Origin of the sequence: Salinibacter grassmerensis, from assembly GCF_947077765.1 — a bacterium.
Taxonomy (GTDB): domain Bacteria; phylum Bacteroidota; class Rhodothermia; order Rhodothermales; family Salinibacteraceae; genus Salinibacter; species Salinibacter grassmerensis.
Genome location: NZ_CAMTTF010000006.1, coordinates 1 through 14,089, shown reverse-complemented (window position 1 = coordinate 14,089; position 14,089 = coordinate 1). Strand labels below are relative to the sequence as shown.

Annotated in this window: 11 protein-coding genes; 7 read left to right on the top strand and 4 right to left on the bottom strand. The window is 61.5% G+C overall.

The window, feature by feature from the left end:
* Nucleotides 1-104: 104 nt before the first annotated feature.
* A complete protein-coding gene (locus OJB03_RS12590) occupies nucleotides 105-3,428 on the bottom strand; it encodes a TolB-like translocation protein (RefSeq protein WP_263787975.1) in 3,324 nt (1,107 codons plus the stop codon).
* 1,070 nt (nucleotides 3,429-4,498) lie between these two features.
* Between OJB03_RS12590 and OJB03_RS12585 the strand changes: the two genes are divergently transcribed.
* The 3 genes from OJB03_RS12585 (at nucleotide 4,499) to tenA (ending at nucleotide 8,081) form a co-directional block, all read left to right on the top strand.
* Nucleotides 4,499-5,572 (top strand): endonuclease NucS domain-containing protein, encoded by a 1,074-nt coding sequence (locus tag OJB03_RS12585; protein ID WP_263787974.1) that lies wholly within the window; start codon nucleotides 4,499-4,501, stop codon nucleotides 5,570-5,572.
* Between the two features lie 976 nt (nucleotides 5,573-6,548).
* Complete coding sequence (locus OJB03_RS12580) at nucleotides 6,549-7,202, top strand: TenA family protein (protein WP_263787971.1); 654 nt, start codon at nucleotides 6,549-6,551, stop codon at nucleotides 7,200-7,202.
* A 198-nt stretch (nucleotides 7,203-7,400) separates the two neighbouring features.
* A complete protein-coding gene (gene tenA, locus OJB03_RS12575; protein ID WP_263787969.1) occupies nucleotides 7,401-8,081 on the top strand; it encodes a thiaminase II in 681 nt (226 codons plus the stop codon).
* A 637-nt stretch (nucleotides 8,082-8,718) separates the two neighbouring features.
* Here tenA and OJB03_RS12570 read toward each other — a convergent pair.
* The gene (locus tag OJB03_RS12570; protein WP_263787967.1) at nucleotides 8,719-8,964 is read right to left on the bottom strand and encodes a hypothetical protein; all 246 of its coding nucleotides are present in this window, start codon (nucleotides 8,962-8,964) and stop codon (nucleotides 8,719-8,721) included.
* Between the two features lie 1,277 nt (nucleotides 8,965-10,241).
* Between OJB03_RS12570 and OJB03_RS12565 the strand changes: the two genes are divergently transcribed.
* Nucleotides 10,242-10,490 (top strand): hypothetical protein, encoded by a 249-nt coding sequence (locus OJB03_RS12565; protein ID WP_263787965.1) that lies wholly within the window; start codon nucleotides 10,242-10,244, stop codon nucleotides 10,488-10,490.
* A 211-nt stretch (nucleotides 10,491-10,701) separates the two neighbouring features.
* Nucleotides 10,702-10,947, top strand: a complete 246-nt coding sequence (locus OJB03_RS12560; RefSeq protein ID WP_263787963.1) for a hypothetical protein — start codon at nucleotides 10,702-10,704, stop codon at nucleotides 10,945-10,947.
* Nucleotides 10,948-11,462: 515 nt separating this feature from the next.
* On the opposite strand, the gene OJB03_RS12555 is transcribed toward OJB03_RS12560, so the two are convergent.
* Both OJB03_RS12555 and OJB03_RS12545 read right to left on the bottom strand, forming a co-directional pair.
* Nucleotides 11,463-11,924: a hypothetical protein gene (locus OJB03_RS12555; RefSeq protein WP_263787961.1), complete on the bottom strand. Its 462-nt coding sequence runs from the start codon at nucleotides 11,922-11,924 to the stop codon at nucleotides 11,463-11,465.
* Nucleotides 11,925-12,029: 105 nt separating this feature from the next.
* Nucleotides 12,030-12,260 carry a hypothetical protein gene (locus OJB03_RS12545; RefSeq protein ID WP_263787958.1) on the bottom strand — a complete coding sequence of 77 codons (231 nt, stop codon included), beginning with the start codon at nucleotides 12,258-12,260 and terminating at the stop codon, nucleotides 12,030-12,032.
* 143 nt (nucleotides 12,261-12,403) lie between these two features.
* Here OJB03_RS12545 and OJB03_RS15780 point away from each other — a divergent pair, with 143 nt between their 5' ends.
* A complete protein-coding gene (locus tag OJB03_RS15780; RefSeq protein WP_423816384.1) occupies nucleotides 12,404-12,610 on the top strand; it encodes a BP74-related protein in 207 nt (68 codons plus the stop codon).
* A 436-nt stretch (nucleotides 12,611-13,046) separates the two neighbouring features.
* The coding region (locus tag OJB03_RS12540) for a HAMP domain-containing protein (RefSeq protein ID WP_263787956.1) at nucleotides 13,047-14,089 on the top strand (1,043 nt) is incomplete at its 3' end.

Here is a 14,089-nt window from a genome sequence, read left to right as displayed (position 1 = left end):
CGCCAGAGGGCTCTCGCACCTTCCACGGAGGCACTGGCCGCGAGCGCCACTGCGCCTGGCTTACCCGCAAGAACGCTGGGTGGGCGTGTCAGAGCACCCGTGTGTCAGAGCCCTGTGGTCCCTCCGTATGTTCTCCATCGGTCCTGGCCGGAAGCGGGGTCGATGGCGTAGGCGAGGCCCACTTCCAGGTTGACCGTCAGTTGACTTTGGCCGAGCAGGCGGAGTGATACGCCCAGCCCGCCTCCCACAGAGGCCCGCCGGTCGCTGAGCGTGAGGTCGGCAGGGCCGCCGCTCGCCCGGTACTGCGCCTGACCGAGGGCGAAGCCGTATGCCACGTCGAGTACCGCAGGAAGCATGACCGACCCGGTGTCCATGAACCAGAGCGGCTGGGTGTACTTGAGGTCGAACCGGAGGTGCGTGCCTGCCCCAGGCAGGGCTCGGCTGGTGCCCTGGTATCCCCGGGGCACGAAGCCGTCCGGATCGAACAGAGACTCTTCGTTTTGCGTGAGCAGTGCCGCGCTGGTCCGGAGGCCCCCATTGACGCTCGACAGAAGCGGCCAGTAGAGGTCGGTCTGGTTGCGAAGTGCACGGCTCAGCCTCGCATCCTCGGGGGTCGCCAGGTCCGCTTCGGCCTCCGTCGTGGACACGAAGCCGGTGTTCGGGACGAGGTCGCGAATGTTCTGTTGGGTGTGGTACCGGAGGGCCAGCGTCGGCTCAAGGGTGAGGCGCTCGGTGAAGCCGCCCTCTGGGTCGCTGGAGGCGGAGATGGGCCGGGTCTGGCGCAGTTCGGTCTCCAGCCTGCCCGTCAGGCTGGTCGAGTAAACGTTGTTCGCCAGCACGACGCGCTGCTTGATCTCAAGGCCCACGCCCCGCTCCTCGATCGCCTCCACGCGACTACTCCCGCTGGGGCCTTCGGTCGCCCGCTCCAGGGGCTCGTTGAACACCTTGAGCAACGGGGTGCCGGGCAGCAAGCCGGTCGACAGGGAGGCGCTGCCCCAGAGGCGATCTGCCTGGTAGAAGCTCCTCAAAGCGTAGGTCCACGTCTGGAGGGGGTCTGCGCCAAGAACGCGCAGGCCGGCGCCTATGCCCAGGTCCTCCCCCGGATCCGACGCCGACAGCACGTCACCTGAAAGGACGGGGTGCACGGTCCGGGGCGCGAGGTGCCCCCAGGTCTCATACGACTGGGACTGCCCGGACAGGGTGCGGGCCTGGGCGGAGACTGAGCCGGAGTCGGGCGAGACTGCGGGCGCACTGCCCTGCGCGCGGCTCGCCCTCATCCCTGGTCTGGGGGCCGACCCAGAGGCGCTGGCGACTGTGCCCGTGGCTCGGGCACGGGCGGTATCCGATCCGGCCAGCAGGCCGCCGGGCACGGGCCAGTCTCGCTCCACGCCTCCGACCACCTCAGCCGAGTCGGGACGGAACGGAATCGTGGCGAGCTCAAATCGCTCGTGCGTGTATCTCGAAAAGGCAAGCGTCTCCCTGTCTGGGGAGAGCGACGGCTCCAGCGCCCCGTACCGGACCGTCGTCAGGCGCAGGACGCGGCTCTGCTCGGTGTCGAGCGCATATGCGTTCGCGATGCCCGACGGGTCGGCCGCAAACAGCAGGTACCGGCCGCTGGGCCCCCAACTCAGGTCGTAGATCGTGCCGTTCTTCAGTCGGAGCCAGGGACGAAGCGCCCCGCCGGCGCCCGGCGCAGTCCCGCCAGACAGGCGGTAGATGCCCTGGCGGCCGCCCTCATTGCCCAGCACGGCCACGGGCCCTCCTCCGGGCGATGGGGCGATCTGCTTGTAGCGCAGGCCTTCGGTAGGCGCGACCGCACTTGCGCTCTCCTCGCCAAGTGCCACCAGCGTGCTGAACGACCCGTCTCGCTGGGCCGCGTAGACTGGTCCGCCCGGCGCTTTCGCCGGGGCAAACACCCCTTTCGCGCCCGACACGGAGGTCACCTCCACCGATGAGAGATTCAGCCGATGCGCCCGTTGGGTTGTCTTCTGGTCGATGAAAGGAGCGGCGTGGGGACGCGAGAAGAAGAGAGCCGTCGTATCCGGCGCGAGACTGTAGGCGTGTCCCGCCGTGATGTCTCCGTGCCGGATCGAACTAAAGCTGCCCGACCTAGCACCGATGCGGTAGAAGCCCGGCCGGGTGCTGTAGCCGGAGGCATAGGCCACGAGGGTCGAGTCGCTCAGCCACTGTGGGCGCCGCACGTGGAGCCCGTCGGTGCCGGCCACAATCGTCGGGTCGGTAATACCTCCGTCGGCCGAGCGCCGAAGCGAGTCGAGTCGCCCCTGCTCCTCGCGGCGCTCGGCCGACAGGAACGAATCGCTGATCTGGTGGGGCAGCGAGCCGGTGCCCATCCACAGTGCCGCCCCGAAACCGAGAAATGGAAGCCGGTGAAACCACCGGTTCGTGCGGGGGATGAAGCTCGTCCCGCCCTCCTGCTCGGCGAGGTATTTGACCAGTTGCCCGCCCCCGAAGTAGTGGCGCAGGGCCGGCCGCTCGAACCGGCTGCTGTACATGATCTCTCCCAGGCTCCAGGGATCGTCTGAGCCGGTGGCGGCGCGGTACTTCATGGTTGCCAACGGCGCGTTTAGGCGCCCCGCACCGGGGGTGAGCTGGCTCTCCCGGTAGACGGCGGCGCCCTCTAGCCATCCCCGCGGCTGGGCCGCGTTGATGAGGCGAGAAAAGTCCGGCGAGAAAAGACCTACGAGGCCGCCCACCCCCACGCCCGAGTCGATCTCGTATTGCATCGCGTGCACGAGCTCGTGGGGCGCTAGGGCCTGCGGCCACGTGTCAAACTTCGCCGCAAAGTTGCTTGTCGGGTGTGCGGGAGACAAGTTCGTGCGGAAGCCGACCGGCACTGCAACACCGTTGGACTGGCCGCGCGGATCGACGACGACCGGCAGCTGGAAGTCCTCCGTGTCGGTGCCTACGGTTGAGCGCGCCCCGTCGAAGGTCGCCGCCAGTTCGCTCCGGAAGAGAGCCGTGGTCGTGTCCGTGCCGGCCGGGAAGTGGAAACTGAAGCGTTCGGTCTCGAAGGTTCGGTAGTCAAGGGCCGTGCGGTACCGGGGGCTGTAGCCCGCGCGAGACTGAGCCTGGAGCGGCTCGGCCGCTAGGCCGGTGAGCAGGAGAAAGAAGAAGGCAGTCGCCCTGGCACGAGCGAGCTGCGCAGTAGGTCCAACTCGGATCGCGCCGTCGCTTGCGAAGTCTACGATGCAGGTGGCGCGGTTGACCGTCGAATCAAAGTCAGTCGAGCCCGACGGGGGCTGATTCTCTGCGCGGTTGAGATCGCTGGAGACGCCGACAGCAGCGCAGATGAGAGGTCTTGAGGCGCTCCATACGGACTGGATCAGTGCACGGGAAATACATAGGCCGAGGGCAAACGGCATTGAGAGACACAAGCGGAGCTGTTTGGAGGCGTCGTCGCTAAACATGGGTGGCGATTAAATTTTGCAGTTGCCGACCAGAAGTTTGCTGCTCCCGAATATCAGATGTGGAACGGGCGACCACAACGGCCTCAGCTGGAGTGGTAGCATTTGAGAATGAACGGTGGATTTTTCGTGGTGGGCGGTTTCTGGTACAGAGTTGAAGCAAAGGGGGAGACGCATGGCGCGCAGGTTCAGAGCAGCAGATGGGGGGTTAAGCCGACGCATGTGACGCATGCCGAAGGAGGAGTAAAGACCAAGAAGAGAGGGGAAGAGGCGGCCGAAGATGTCCTCGGGGATTTCGGGATGAGGGATGCGATACGCGTGATTCTGCACGGCACGATGATGTCATCTCACCCATCCCAGCCGCTGGATGAGCGCTCTCTCTTGTATCTTCCTGGCTCATTCCGCAAGACATCGAGGCAGCCAGGTAGAGGGCAGCTCCTTGCCTTTTCTTCTGGTGACGTGTCGCGATGTCGTGTGCGGTGGTGTGCAAGTGCATCAGCATTGGCAAGGACAACCCACCCGACTACGAGTCTGCTCGCCTTCACCAAGGGGTGAACCAACCGGAAGACATCCCCACTGCTGTGAGCAACGCCGTGGCCCAACACACACCGTTCGGATGAGGCAAAAGAGCCTGACTGTGCGCCGCCGTTTGCCGCTAAGTTACACGATCCAGCCCCTGGCGCTCTTAGAGCGGATGAGTGAGCACGAGATGACGCTTGGTGCGTGTCACGTCCACATGCAAGAGACGACATCTCTCGGCGACTGTCTAGATCGCGGGTGAGGCAGGATGAGAAGCTCCTGTCGTGCACGTTCATTCAGATCATGTTCTCAAATTCCAGTCCCTTGATATTGTGATGGGCGGAGAGGGTGACCACGTCTTCGCCCCAGGGCGAAGGTCTACGGGCTCTTCCCTGCATAAGCCCGTTCTTCCCTCCACAAACTGCTTCCTGTGGTTCCCACCGTTTGGGACTACCGCCATGCCTGAATCGGCGATGAAGCATTTGTTCATGCACGGCTCTTCTCATTACCTTCTGAGAGCACTGTTTGGAACAATTGTTAAAAACAAAACCAACATGAGCGAAGCCTTCGAGCGCGCGACCGAACGGATTTATGACGCCCTCACCGGCCCGAAGCCGGTCCAGGTTGAGGAGATCATCGCTTCCCGAAGTGAGGTGATCGAGCGATTCGGGCCGCTCTTTACCCCAGAGCAGGTCCGCAAGATCGAGGAGCACGAGTTCACCTCCTTCCTGCACTTCCGAAACAACAAGCACTGGTCGGGCCTAGACCGCTCTATTCCGTCGCTCACCAGCGACATGGAGGAACTCAGGGAGGGCCTAGCCTGCCTCGTTGACCCGTCGGAGCCGCTTGCCGAGCGGGCGACGGCGGCCGTCCGGCACGTGAAGGGAATGGGCAAAGCAACCGCCACCGCAATCCTGCAGGTGGCCCGGCCCGAGGACTGCGGCGTCTGGAACTCGACGTCGGCGCATGGGCTGAAGGCGCTAGGCGTCTGGCCTCAGTTCGAGCGCGGGGCGACCTTCGGGGAGCGCTATGCCCGCATCAATGAGGTGCTTCTCCGCCTCGCTGATGCGGTAGGCACAGACCTGTGGACCCTCGATGCCCTGTGGGGCGTGGTCGACGAGAAAGAGGGACCCTCGCCCAACCTCGAGTTCGACGGCGAATCCGGCGAGGAGGGAGAAGAAATCAACGATGAGGTCTCTGGCGGAGAGGCCGCGGCTCGGTTTGGGCTCGAGCAGTACCTGCAGGAGTTCCTGCGCGACAACTGGGGCAAAACCGAGCTTGCCGGCGAGTGGAGTCTCTACGCGGAGGAGGGAGAGCCGGAGGCCGGATTCGAGTACCCGGTGAAGGTCGGCTACATCGACCTCTTGGCCGAGCACCGGGAGGAGGACCGCTGGCTCGTGATTGAACTTAAGCGCGGCCAGGGCAGTGACGGGGCGGTAGGGCAGGTGCTTCGCTACATGGGCGCCGTGCGCCGCGAGCTAGCCGACGGCGAGGACACTGTCGAGGGGCTCATCATTGCCCACGAGGCGAGCGACCGGCTGCGGTACGCCGTCGGCGAGACCAGTTCTGTTGGCCTCCAGCTCTACGATGTCGACTTTCATCTCCGCCGAGAAGGGACCGGGAGTTAACACGACTAGCGCGTGGGTGCCCAGCGCGCAACTGAGGCGCCTGATGCAAAATCCGGGAGGAGTGGCCCAAGAGAAAGCTCCCGCACTTTGTGTCCCGCGGGAGAACCGAGTGGTTTCACCCTCAAGGAAGTAGTGTCTCTGGAAATCAGCAAAGCAGGATACTGAGAGCAACTGACGCCCCGACCTTTGCAGACCCGAAAGGAAAGACCTAGATGCAGCCTGAAAATAAGCTTCAGAGTACGGATTCAGAAAGAGACAAGAAGGCTCATGCGCCAGTTCTCGCTTCTAGATTTATCGATCAGAGCGTTCTCATTTGAAGCCTCCATGGCCACAATTGGGTTGCGAGCTTGTGGATCGGTTCTGGTGAAAGGGGAGACTGTGAGGCTACGCCCATCGAATTGACCGACGGGGGTCTGGTCTTGTGGAGAAGCTCCGAGATCTAAAGCTGGGCGTTGGAGAAGGTCAGCATAGACTGGGAATGGTTGCAGTCAATCTAGGCTACCACGATTGAAAATTGGCTTGGCCGCTCTGAAGAAGCTTAGACGGGACGACAAATAAAAGGATTACTTTATGCGGTCGGCTTCGCGGTCCCTGTGTCAGAGGGAGACGAGTTGAGAAGACGGCTTCCAGTCGTTAGTGTTGTCATCCACGCCAGCCCGCGGCTTTCCCGAGCTCGCCTGGCGAAGCCATATTGTTCGGTTGACAGGGGTGTCTCGCGCCGTGCCCTCGCAGCAGAAGTCCGCTTGGGGCTGGCGCAGGCTGAGATCAAACCCTCGAACCTGATCCGGTTCACACCGGCGTAGGAAACTCACCGCTTGTCGGTCTGCCGTCCTCATCGGCGGAGTGCTGGCCGCATCCTCGGTCTGTATCGTGCGGGCCGCCCCTGTCCAACAGTCGCCCTCAGGCGACCGGGCAGGGGCGGCCCACTCGCATGTTTGCTAACGCTCACGATTTCCACGAGCAGACCACCAGTTCCATGTCGTTCACGACCACGCTTCTTGACGACCACCAGACTCTTTGGCGGGCCAACCTCGGTCACCGGTTCCTTGCTGAGACCCGCGACGGGACCATTGACGATACTGTCTTCGCTCGCTGGCTGAGGCAAGATTACCGTTTTGTGGAGGCCGCCTGCCCGATGCTTGGCGTTTTAATCTCGAAGGCCCCTGCCAGCCACAGGGAGCCGCTGACGGATGCCCTGAGTGGTCTCTACGACGAGCTTGACCTCTTTCAGGAGCGCGCCGAGACTGCGGGCATCGACCTCGGCGACGCCAGGCCCGCCTTCACCTGCCACGCATACATCCAGTTTCTTCTTGCCACCGCCCGGGGGAAAAGCTACCCGAAGAGCTTCACGGTCCTCTACGCCGCAGAAAAAGCCTACTACGAGGCCTGGTCTCGCGTCGAGGAGGGCTTGTCACCGGACGCCTTCGCTGCCCCGTTCGTCGAGAACTGGGCAAGCGACGGATTCGGGGAGTACGTCGGCTTTCTGACTACTACTCTCGACGACCTCGCCGCAAGAGCCGGGCCGCAGGAGAAGTCTGAGATGCACCGTCTCTTCGAAACCACCCTCCGCTACGAGGCCGCCTTCTGGGAAATGGCGTACGACACTACCGACTGGCCCGGCCTTGACTGACGACCGTCCGCTCCTGCATCTTTAGCTGCTCTGGCTCCCTGCGGGCGTTCGGGACGTTACCTCCGCGGGCAGCTTCCCTACAGACGGTTTCCCTACAGATGGCTTCCCCCGGGCGCGCCGTTTGCAAGGACTCGGAAAAATCTCCTCGCTCAGATGCTTTTTCCGTTGGCTTCCCTGTCAATTTTCTGCTTCTCTTCTATGTCTTTCACCGACACGCTTCACGATGCCGCCGAGCCGATCTGGCAGGCTCAAATCGAGCACCCCTTTGTTCAGGGTATTGGCGACGGCACCCTGCCCGAGTCCACGTTCGAGAACTGGGTGCGTCAGGACTATCTCTACCTGAAGGAGTTTGCTCGCCTCTTTGCCTGGGCGACGGCCAAGAGCCCTGAGCTCGACGCAATGAGCTGGAACGCCGGTGTCCTGGACCTCACTCTCAACACCGAGATGGAACTACATCGAGAATACGCCGCGCGCTTCGGGATCTCGGAGGAGGAGCTCGAAAACGAGACGATGTGGCCAACCACACGCGCTTACACCGATTTTTTGGTCCGGACGGCCGCCGACGGAGACCGTGCCGAGCTGCACGCCGCACTGTTGCCCTGCGCCTGGGCCTACGTTGAGATCGGCCAAACCCTTGAAGAACAGATCGGCGGTCAGACCGCCGCCGAGCGGGACGGTCGCTACGATGACTGGATCGCGCAGTACGCCTCCGAGGAGTTTGCACAGACCGCTGCACGGCTGCGTGACGAGATGAACCGCTTGGCTGCCTCCGCCACTGAGACTGACCGAGAGCGGCTCGTGGAGCTGTTCATGCTGTCGAGCCGGTACGAGTGGAAGTTCTGGGAAATGTGCTGGGAGGGAGAATCCTGGCCCGTGTAGTCGGACGGGTCGGCGGAGCAAGGATTTAGCGGAGCCAAGATTTAGTCGTGTCCGCGGCTTCACCCAGGCCCCTGCAGGTTAGAATTATCGTTCTTTCATGCCTGAGTCACGTGAACGATGCAGACACGATCGCGCCCCTCATCATCTACGCGCTCTTCACCATCGGTCCCATCGCGGCGGTGGTGTTTCCCACTTTCACATGCTCATGGCCGCCTGTCTCGCGTCGTCGGCAGTATCGGTGATAAAAACCGTTGTGGGCTAACCCTGTCAATTGACCGCATCAATCGTGGACAAACGAGAGCCCGAGGCAGTCCTGTCCCGTTTCTGAATTCCGTTTCCGGGTCTGAGAGCACTTATGAGAGCGAGCGCTTTTGAGGGCAGGTAAGCTGCAGTCCCAGACGGCGGGGGGCAGACTGCGCGTCCGGTCAAGGCACTGCGTCGACGGTATACTGAAACCATTCTTCAGGGTGTCAAGCAAGAAGGAGTGAAGGCTGAGACCGAAATGCTGAGGCCAAGACGTTGAGACTGAAGTGTCCAGGACGCAGGCCAGCGGGACGGATTGCTGCTAAATGGACTGCCGCCAGTCAGCGGCTCGTGACAGACTCCCACTGCGGATCTGCGCCTATGCTGAACGCTCTCACTGCAGACTCACGTCTGCAATGTTCGTCTCACTGAGAGTCTCGCCGAGGGCAATATCATAGGAGATGTGTCCAGTAGTGCCGTTCTCTTCAACCGCCACCATGGACTTGTTGCCCTCGTCTCGCGCAAGCCCTTCGGCCAAGATGAGCGCGACGCCGAGACGAGTCCGCAGCTCGTGGGCCAGGTGCCGGGTACGCTCCTCTACATCGCTTCCGTCCTGAATCGTCTCCGTAAGGTTGTGCATTCTGCGTGCAAGGTCGGATAGCTTTTCTATACGGTTCATCGGCCCGATGTCACTAAATGCTACTGGGTGATGCCCGTCGATTTTGACGGGCAAAATTGAGTAGTGTGCATAACGAGGGTAGCGGACAGTTTTGGTCAATGTCCAGCAGAAAACGTTTAGAATCAAACAAACCTCTATAATATTCGAAATTAATTGGGGTAGAGTTCGCAGGCCAGTAGATGAGATGGGGCGGTGCACACCGGAGCGGTTCTCGGGGCTGCAAGTAAATAGCTCCATTCACTGAAGTAGCTCCACCGACTACACCGAATCGTCCACACCGCAACGGACGTACTGAGGTTTGCATGGGACTTCGGAGGAATTCCAGAACCGCAGCGGAGCCTGCCAAACAAGAGATGGAAGCGTGTTGGGTCCTCAATGCGAGGAAATATTTCCTACTCCAGACGAACGCAGGATTGCTGCAAATTCGGAGACTGGAGATCCAGTGGCCGTAGATTTGGGTCTAGAGACTCACGCTGCACTTTCGCTTGTTGCCCAAAAAGTGAAACCAGGCCCCAAACTACTTTGATGAAGGCCGGTTATAAAAAAGTGCTGAGAGAGGCGGCTCTTTCCTTCTAAGACCTTACGAGATTGTGCTGCTTGTGAGGGCCGAGTTGCGTGGGCGCACCGCGTGAACAGCAACAGGGAAATTGCGCTTGATGGTAACTGGCAGTAACCGGTGGGAATTGATAACACCAATCATCGGTCGTCACACTTGAGTCTGCTACGAGTCACCTCTAAAGGTGCATTATGTCTCCTTCCTGAGCGCCGAGACTTCGGGGGGAGTCTCGTTGTCTCCGACAGGAACAAAAAGAGCCACGGGCGCTCCGAGGGTGACGGGGGCAACTGTGTTGGCGAATTTCTGGGACCGGGTCCTCGGGGGCAAGTGCCAGAGCTGGGCAGTTGGCCGTTCAGAGCGGACTCGTTCGGCATGTCAAGGGGGACCGGAGCCGTTCGATCTATGCTGCTATCTGGATTGCCAATGCGATCTCCGAAGGCAGCGGCAGCATCTACCGGGCCGCCCCCTCAGGCGAGATGCCCTGCGGTTGCTCCCAGAGGTGACCACGAGAGGCGTTGGCCGGAGAGACGCTGGCCGGGCAGACACGGGAAGAGCCCGGCGGGACCTCACGGCCCCAGGTCACGGTCACACGTTGGCGCGGGCAGGGGACCTTCCTCTCCCAGATTTCCGGCAGGAAACCGCGCGCATCATACGCTACACTCACCTAGGTATTCTGCCCAACGTGAGCACAGATCTAAGGAAAAAACTTGGGACATCCACCTCGCTCATTGGAAGCGCGCTCATGCTTGCGGCCACGCTGATGACCATTGGCGTGCCGCCGTTCAGCGCGTCGGGCTTCGAAGATATTGCTCCCTTCGTGATCCTCTCCGGCGGCTTCTTGATTTTCTCCGGCGGGATGTTTGACGCAGCCGGTCAATTCATGCGGCAGCGCACATCCCAATGCTCGGAGGAGGATGTCGAAGCAGGATAAAGAGATTGAGCTGGGCAGGTCTGGGCGCGCACGTGGGGATTACTCCAACTCGCGCGAGCCTGGTCCACTAGCGGTGGGTAGGCAGTTTCGTTGCGTCTGAAGCTAGTGGGAGAGCCGGAAACACCTGATTTCTTATGCCTATGGGAGGATAGTCACATCTCTAACAGCGTATCTTTAGCAAAACATACCTCTAGCAAAAAGCGCCCCCGCCATGGCTTTAGATCAAGACCAAAAGCAAGACGTTGTCGACTATCTCCAAAAGCACGTCCAAGGCGGGTGCACCGCCTGCGGCGGAGACATAAGAATTGAGGACCATCTTGTCATGCCTCAGATGCTTGAGGATGGAAATACCCAGATGGGTGCCGGCATCCCGTCGGTCGTTGCAACCTGCGAGGACTGCGGGAAGATGCAGTTGTTTGCCGCAAACGTCGTGGGTATTGATCCCCAAAACGCGTAGAGAGCAAACGCGCGGAGAGCCAGGAAGGCACAGATTCGGAAGGGTGGCAATTATATTGGCGAATCCTTGAGGACACGTTCTCGGAGGCGAGGCCAGTGCCAGGCATCTGGCCGCTTGGGGCGATCTCGCCCGGCATGTTGAGGAAAGGCGATCCTTTTCGGCTGCGCGGCTCTGCGTGAAGCGCACGGGCGGATGCAACAGCCGATGATCCCCTCGCGGCGAACCCCGGTGCCTTCGCACGTTGAATGCCGCTCGGCGGCCATGCCAGCGTGGGTAGGCTACCGTAGGCGGTAGTACGCCTCTACTCCCGCGTGCAGAAGAAACGGCGCGGCGCAGAGCATTCCCACCACAGTAGACAGTGCCCCGAGCACCTCGGGCGATTCTCCCGACATACCGATCCTCTCAGGCCGGGCAAGCGCCAGCCAAGCGGCGCGTCCCAACAAACCCATCAGCACGATTGTCACGGCTTCGATCAACGCCAGTTCTATAGCAAAAGTGCCCTTCAGTGTAGGCTTTCAGCCTGGACCGAAGCACCGGTAGGCCGCAAACCCAACGAATGCAACCTGAGCGGTCGGGGAAAGGAGAGGAGGAGCCGAGTCTCCAGCAGGCTGTCCGATCCAGAGAAACGCGGCAGGCAAATACAGAAGTTGGATTCCGTGCTCGATCAGCTCCAGGTGTCCGCTCAAGAACGCTCCAAGTACCAGCGCCCCTCCAGGCTGCCCAAGGCTCTCGGCAAACAGGCGGAAAAGCAGCGCCGCCAGCAGCACTGCGATGAGCAGGGCCGACAGGGTCCAGATCTGGCCCCCGAAGAACTGGTGCCACTGGCCGATTGCCGCAGAGAGCGCCTCTAAAAGTAGTGCTCCGGCCCCATCGGCAGTGTTTCCCTCGCCAGTGGGGGGAGGAGCCAGGCCATCGAACGGGGCTTTTCCTACGCCCATCCAGGCGAGAAGCCGATTGGTTCCGATGCCGATGATCACTGTCGCCAGAAGACAGCGGCCCGGGGTTGCCAGCCCAGCCCGGGCTCCCCGCAGGTACCAGCGGAGGGTCTTCCCCGGGCGGAGAGTGAGACCGACGAGCGTCGGCTAGAAGCCGTTTTTGATGTCGACGAGCTCCCGGAAAAAACCTCCAATCACACTCGTGACCGAGACAGGCGGCTCCGCTGCCTGCCCGTAACTCGGGCAGTAGTCCCCGATGAACGTCCGCCTGCAGTTTGGGCACTCAGTGGTTTGGGCCACTGCCCCGGAGATATCCTCCGTTGAGGGCTCTCCTTCCGCCCGGTCATTTTGCTTGTCGAGACTTTCCGGCGAGGACATGGGCCGCGGCAAGTCTCTTGGCCAGGAGGCAGGCCTTGAAAGAGATAGGTCATAGACACAGGCCGAGCAGATATAGAAAAAGCCCGCCGGTCGGATGGCGAGCGTTTTCTTTTATGTTCCGATAGGCTTATCAAGCCAACAAAATCGCCTCCCGGGGCGGGCGGAGCTACAATCCCGGGCACCCTTGGTACTCCGTGGAAGGAGAGTGGACCCTCGCTGAGGTGTCTCAGGAGGTCTGTGACGGCCAGCCATCGTTCGTCAGTGAGGATCTGGACTACTGGGTGGACACGGTTGGAAGGGTTTGCCCGTTTAGCCCACAGGTGGAACGGGGAGTAGATACACCACAGTAGCAGTGGGAACGAGCTAGAGTGGTCCTTTCGAGAAGACTACTGGCTCTCTTCCATTTTGATGAGCGCGCCTAGCGCGGCGTCAAGCCGATGGAAGTGCTTAAGGTCCGCTCCGCCCCACCGATAATTTGGGTGCGTCGGATTCCTATGTCTCGTCGTCTCGTGTCATGCAGCGCCCTGCTTTCGACATCTGGACGATCCTCCCAATGGGGTGGATTGCTATGATCCTCTGGGCGGCGGCTGGAAGTAGATTCACGTACTGCTGATGAGTTGGTTGATCGAGTGGGCGACGCTGCTCGTGTTCGTCCATCCGCACCGTCCGTGCACCGACGCGACGATGGAAGAGTTGGCGCGTCTCATGCGCCATGCGTGAGACACTGTGTAGGCTCACGCCTCCTCTTCGACGCTAACCCCCGTATATCTTCCGACACCCAAACTCATGTCGCTACGATTTACAGACCTGAACCTCAGCACCCGATTTGCCTTGCTCTTGACGATCGGGGCCGTGGGGTTCGTCGTTCTCTTTCTCTCGTTCGTGTTCTACTCCCTCGATCAGACAGAGCGTGAGGTTGAGCGACGCGGAGAGTTGATGGCCAAGACGGTGGGCCTGCAGTCCGTCATGAGGATAAAAATGAGCGATCAAACGGGCATCAGGCAGATGCTCAAGCGGACTGTAGAGAGCGGATCGGCACTCGGCGGTGGGGTCTACGATTCTGAAGGAGTGGAAATCAACTCGTACGGGCTTGAGGGGATGCTCCCATCCTCGGCCCAAGAGATAAAGGATGGCGACGAGACGACCCGATGGATCCAGACGACCAAAGGGACGTCTGCGTTGGTCGCCACGTCGGATATCATGAGCAATGGAGAGGTGATCGGGAAAGTGCTCATGGTCATGCCGTCCACGGTGTTGCAGGAGACCAAGCAGACGAGCTACCTAATTGCGGGCGGAATTGTCGTTGGCATTGGGCTGTTGGGCGTGTTTATCGTGGTGGTGCTGCGGCGCACCGTCTCGCGCCCGGTCAACGCGCTCCGTGAGGCGGCGGAGGAAGTCCAAGGCGGCCGGCTGGACGTGCACGTGGACGCGGACCAGGGGGACGAGATTGGCCAGCTCGCCGACGCCTTCAACGCGATGGTGACGGCGAGCCGGGAGAAGACCGAGACCCTGGAAGAGAAGTCGGCGCAGGCGGAGGAGGCCCTGGAGAAGGCCGAGACCCTCCAGCACGAGGCCGAGGAGGAGCAGGAGTATCTGCGCGAGCAGTTCAGCCGCATTTCCGGCGTGCTGTCGGCCGTGGAGCAGGGAGACCTCACCCAGCGGCTGACGGTCAAAAGCGACGATGCGGTGGGCCAGCTCATGGAGCAGGTCAACGCGATGATCGACCAGCTTTCCGGCCTCATTCAGGAGGTTGAGACCACCAGCAGCCGGCTCTCGGCGGCCGCGGAGACGACGGCCTCGACGGCGGAGGAGATGTCGGCCGGGACCGA

Coding starts and splice junctions, on each gene's coding strand:
- OJB03_RS12590 (WP_263787975.1), bottom strand. CDS start 3,428: ATGTTTAGCGACGACGCCTCCAAACAGCTCCGCTTGTGTCTCTCAATG.
- OJB03_RS12585 (WP_263787974.1), top strand. CDS start 4,499: ATGAGCGAAGCCTTCGAGCGCGCGACCGAACGGATTTATGACGCCCTC.
- OJB03_RS12580 (WP_263787971.1), top strand. CDS start 6,549: ATGTCGTTCACGACCACGCTTCTTGACGACCACCAGACTCTTTGGCGG.
- tenA (WP_263787969.1), top strand. CDS start 7,401: ATGTCTTTCACCGACACGCTTCACGATGCCGCCGAGCCGATCTGGCAG.
- OJB03_RS12570 (WP_263787967.1), bottom strand. CDS start 8,964: ATGCACAACCTTACGGAGACGATTCAGGACGGAAGCGATGTAGAGGAG.
- OJB03_RS12560 (WP_263787963.1), top strand. CDS start 10,702: ATGGCTTTAGATCAAGACCAAAAGCAAGACGTTGTCGACTATCTCCAA.
- OJB03_RS12545 (WP_263787958.1), bottom strand. CDS start 12,260: ATGTCCTCGCCGGAAAGTCTCGACAAGCAAAATGACCGGGCGGAAGGA.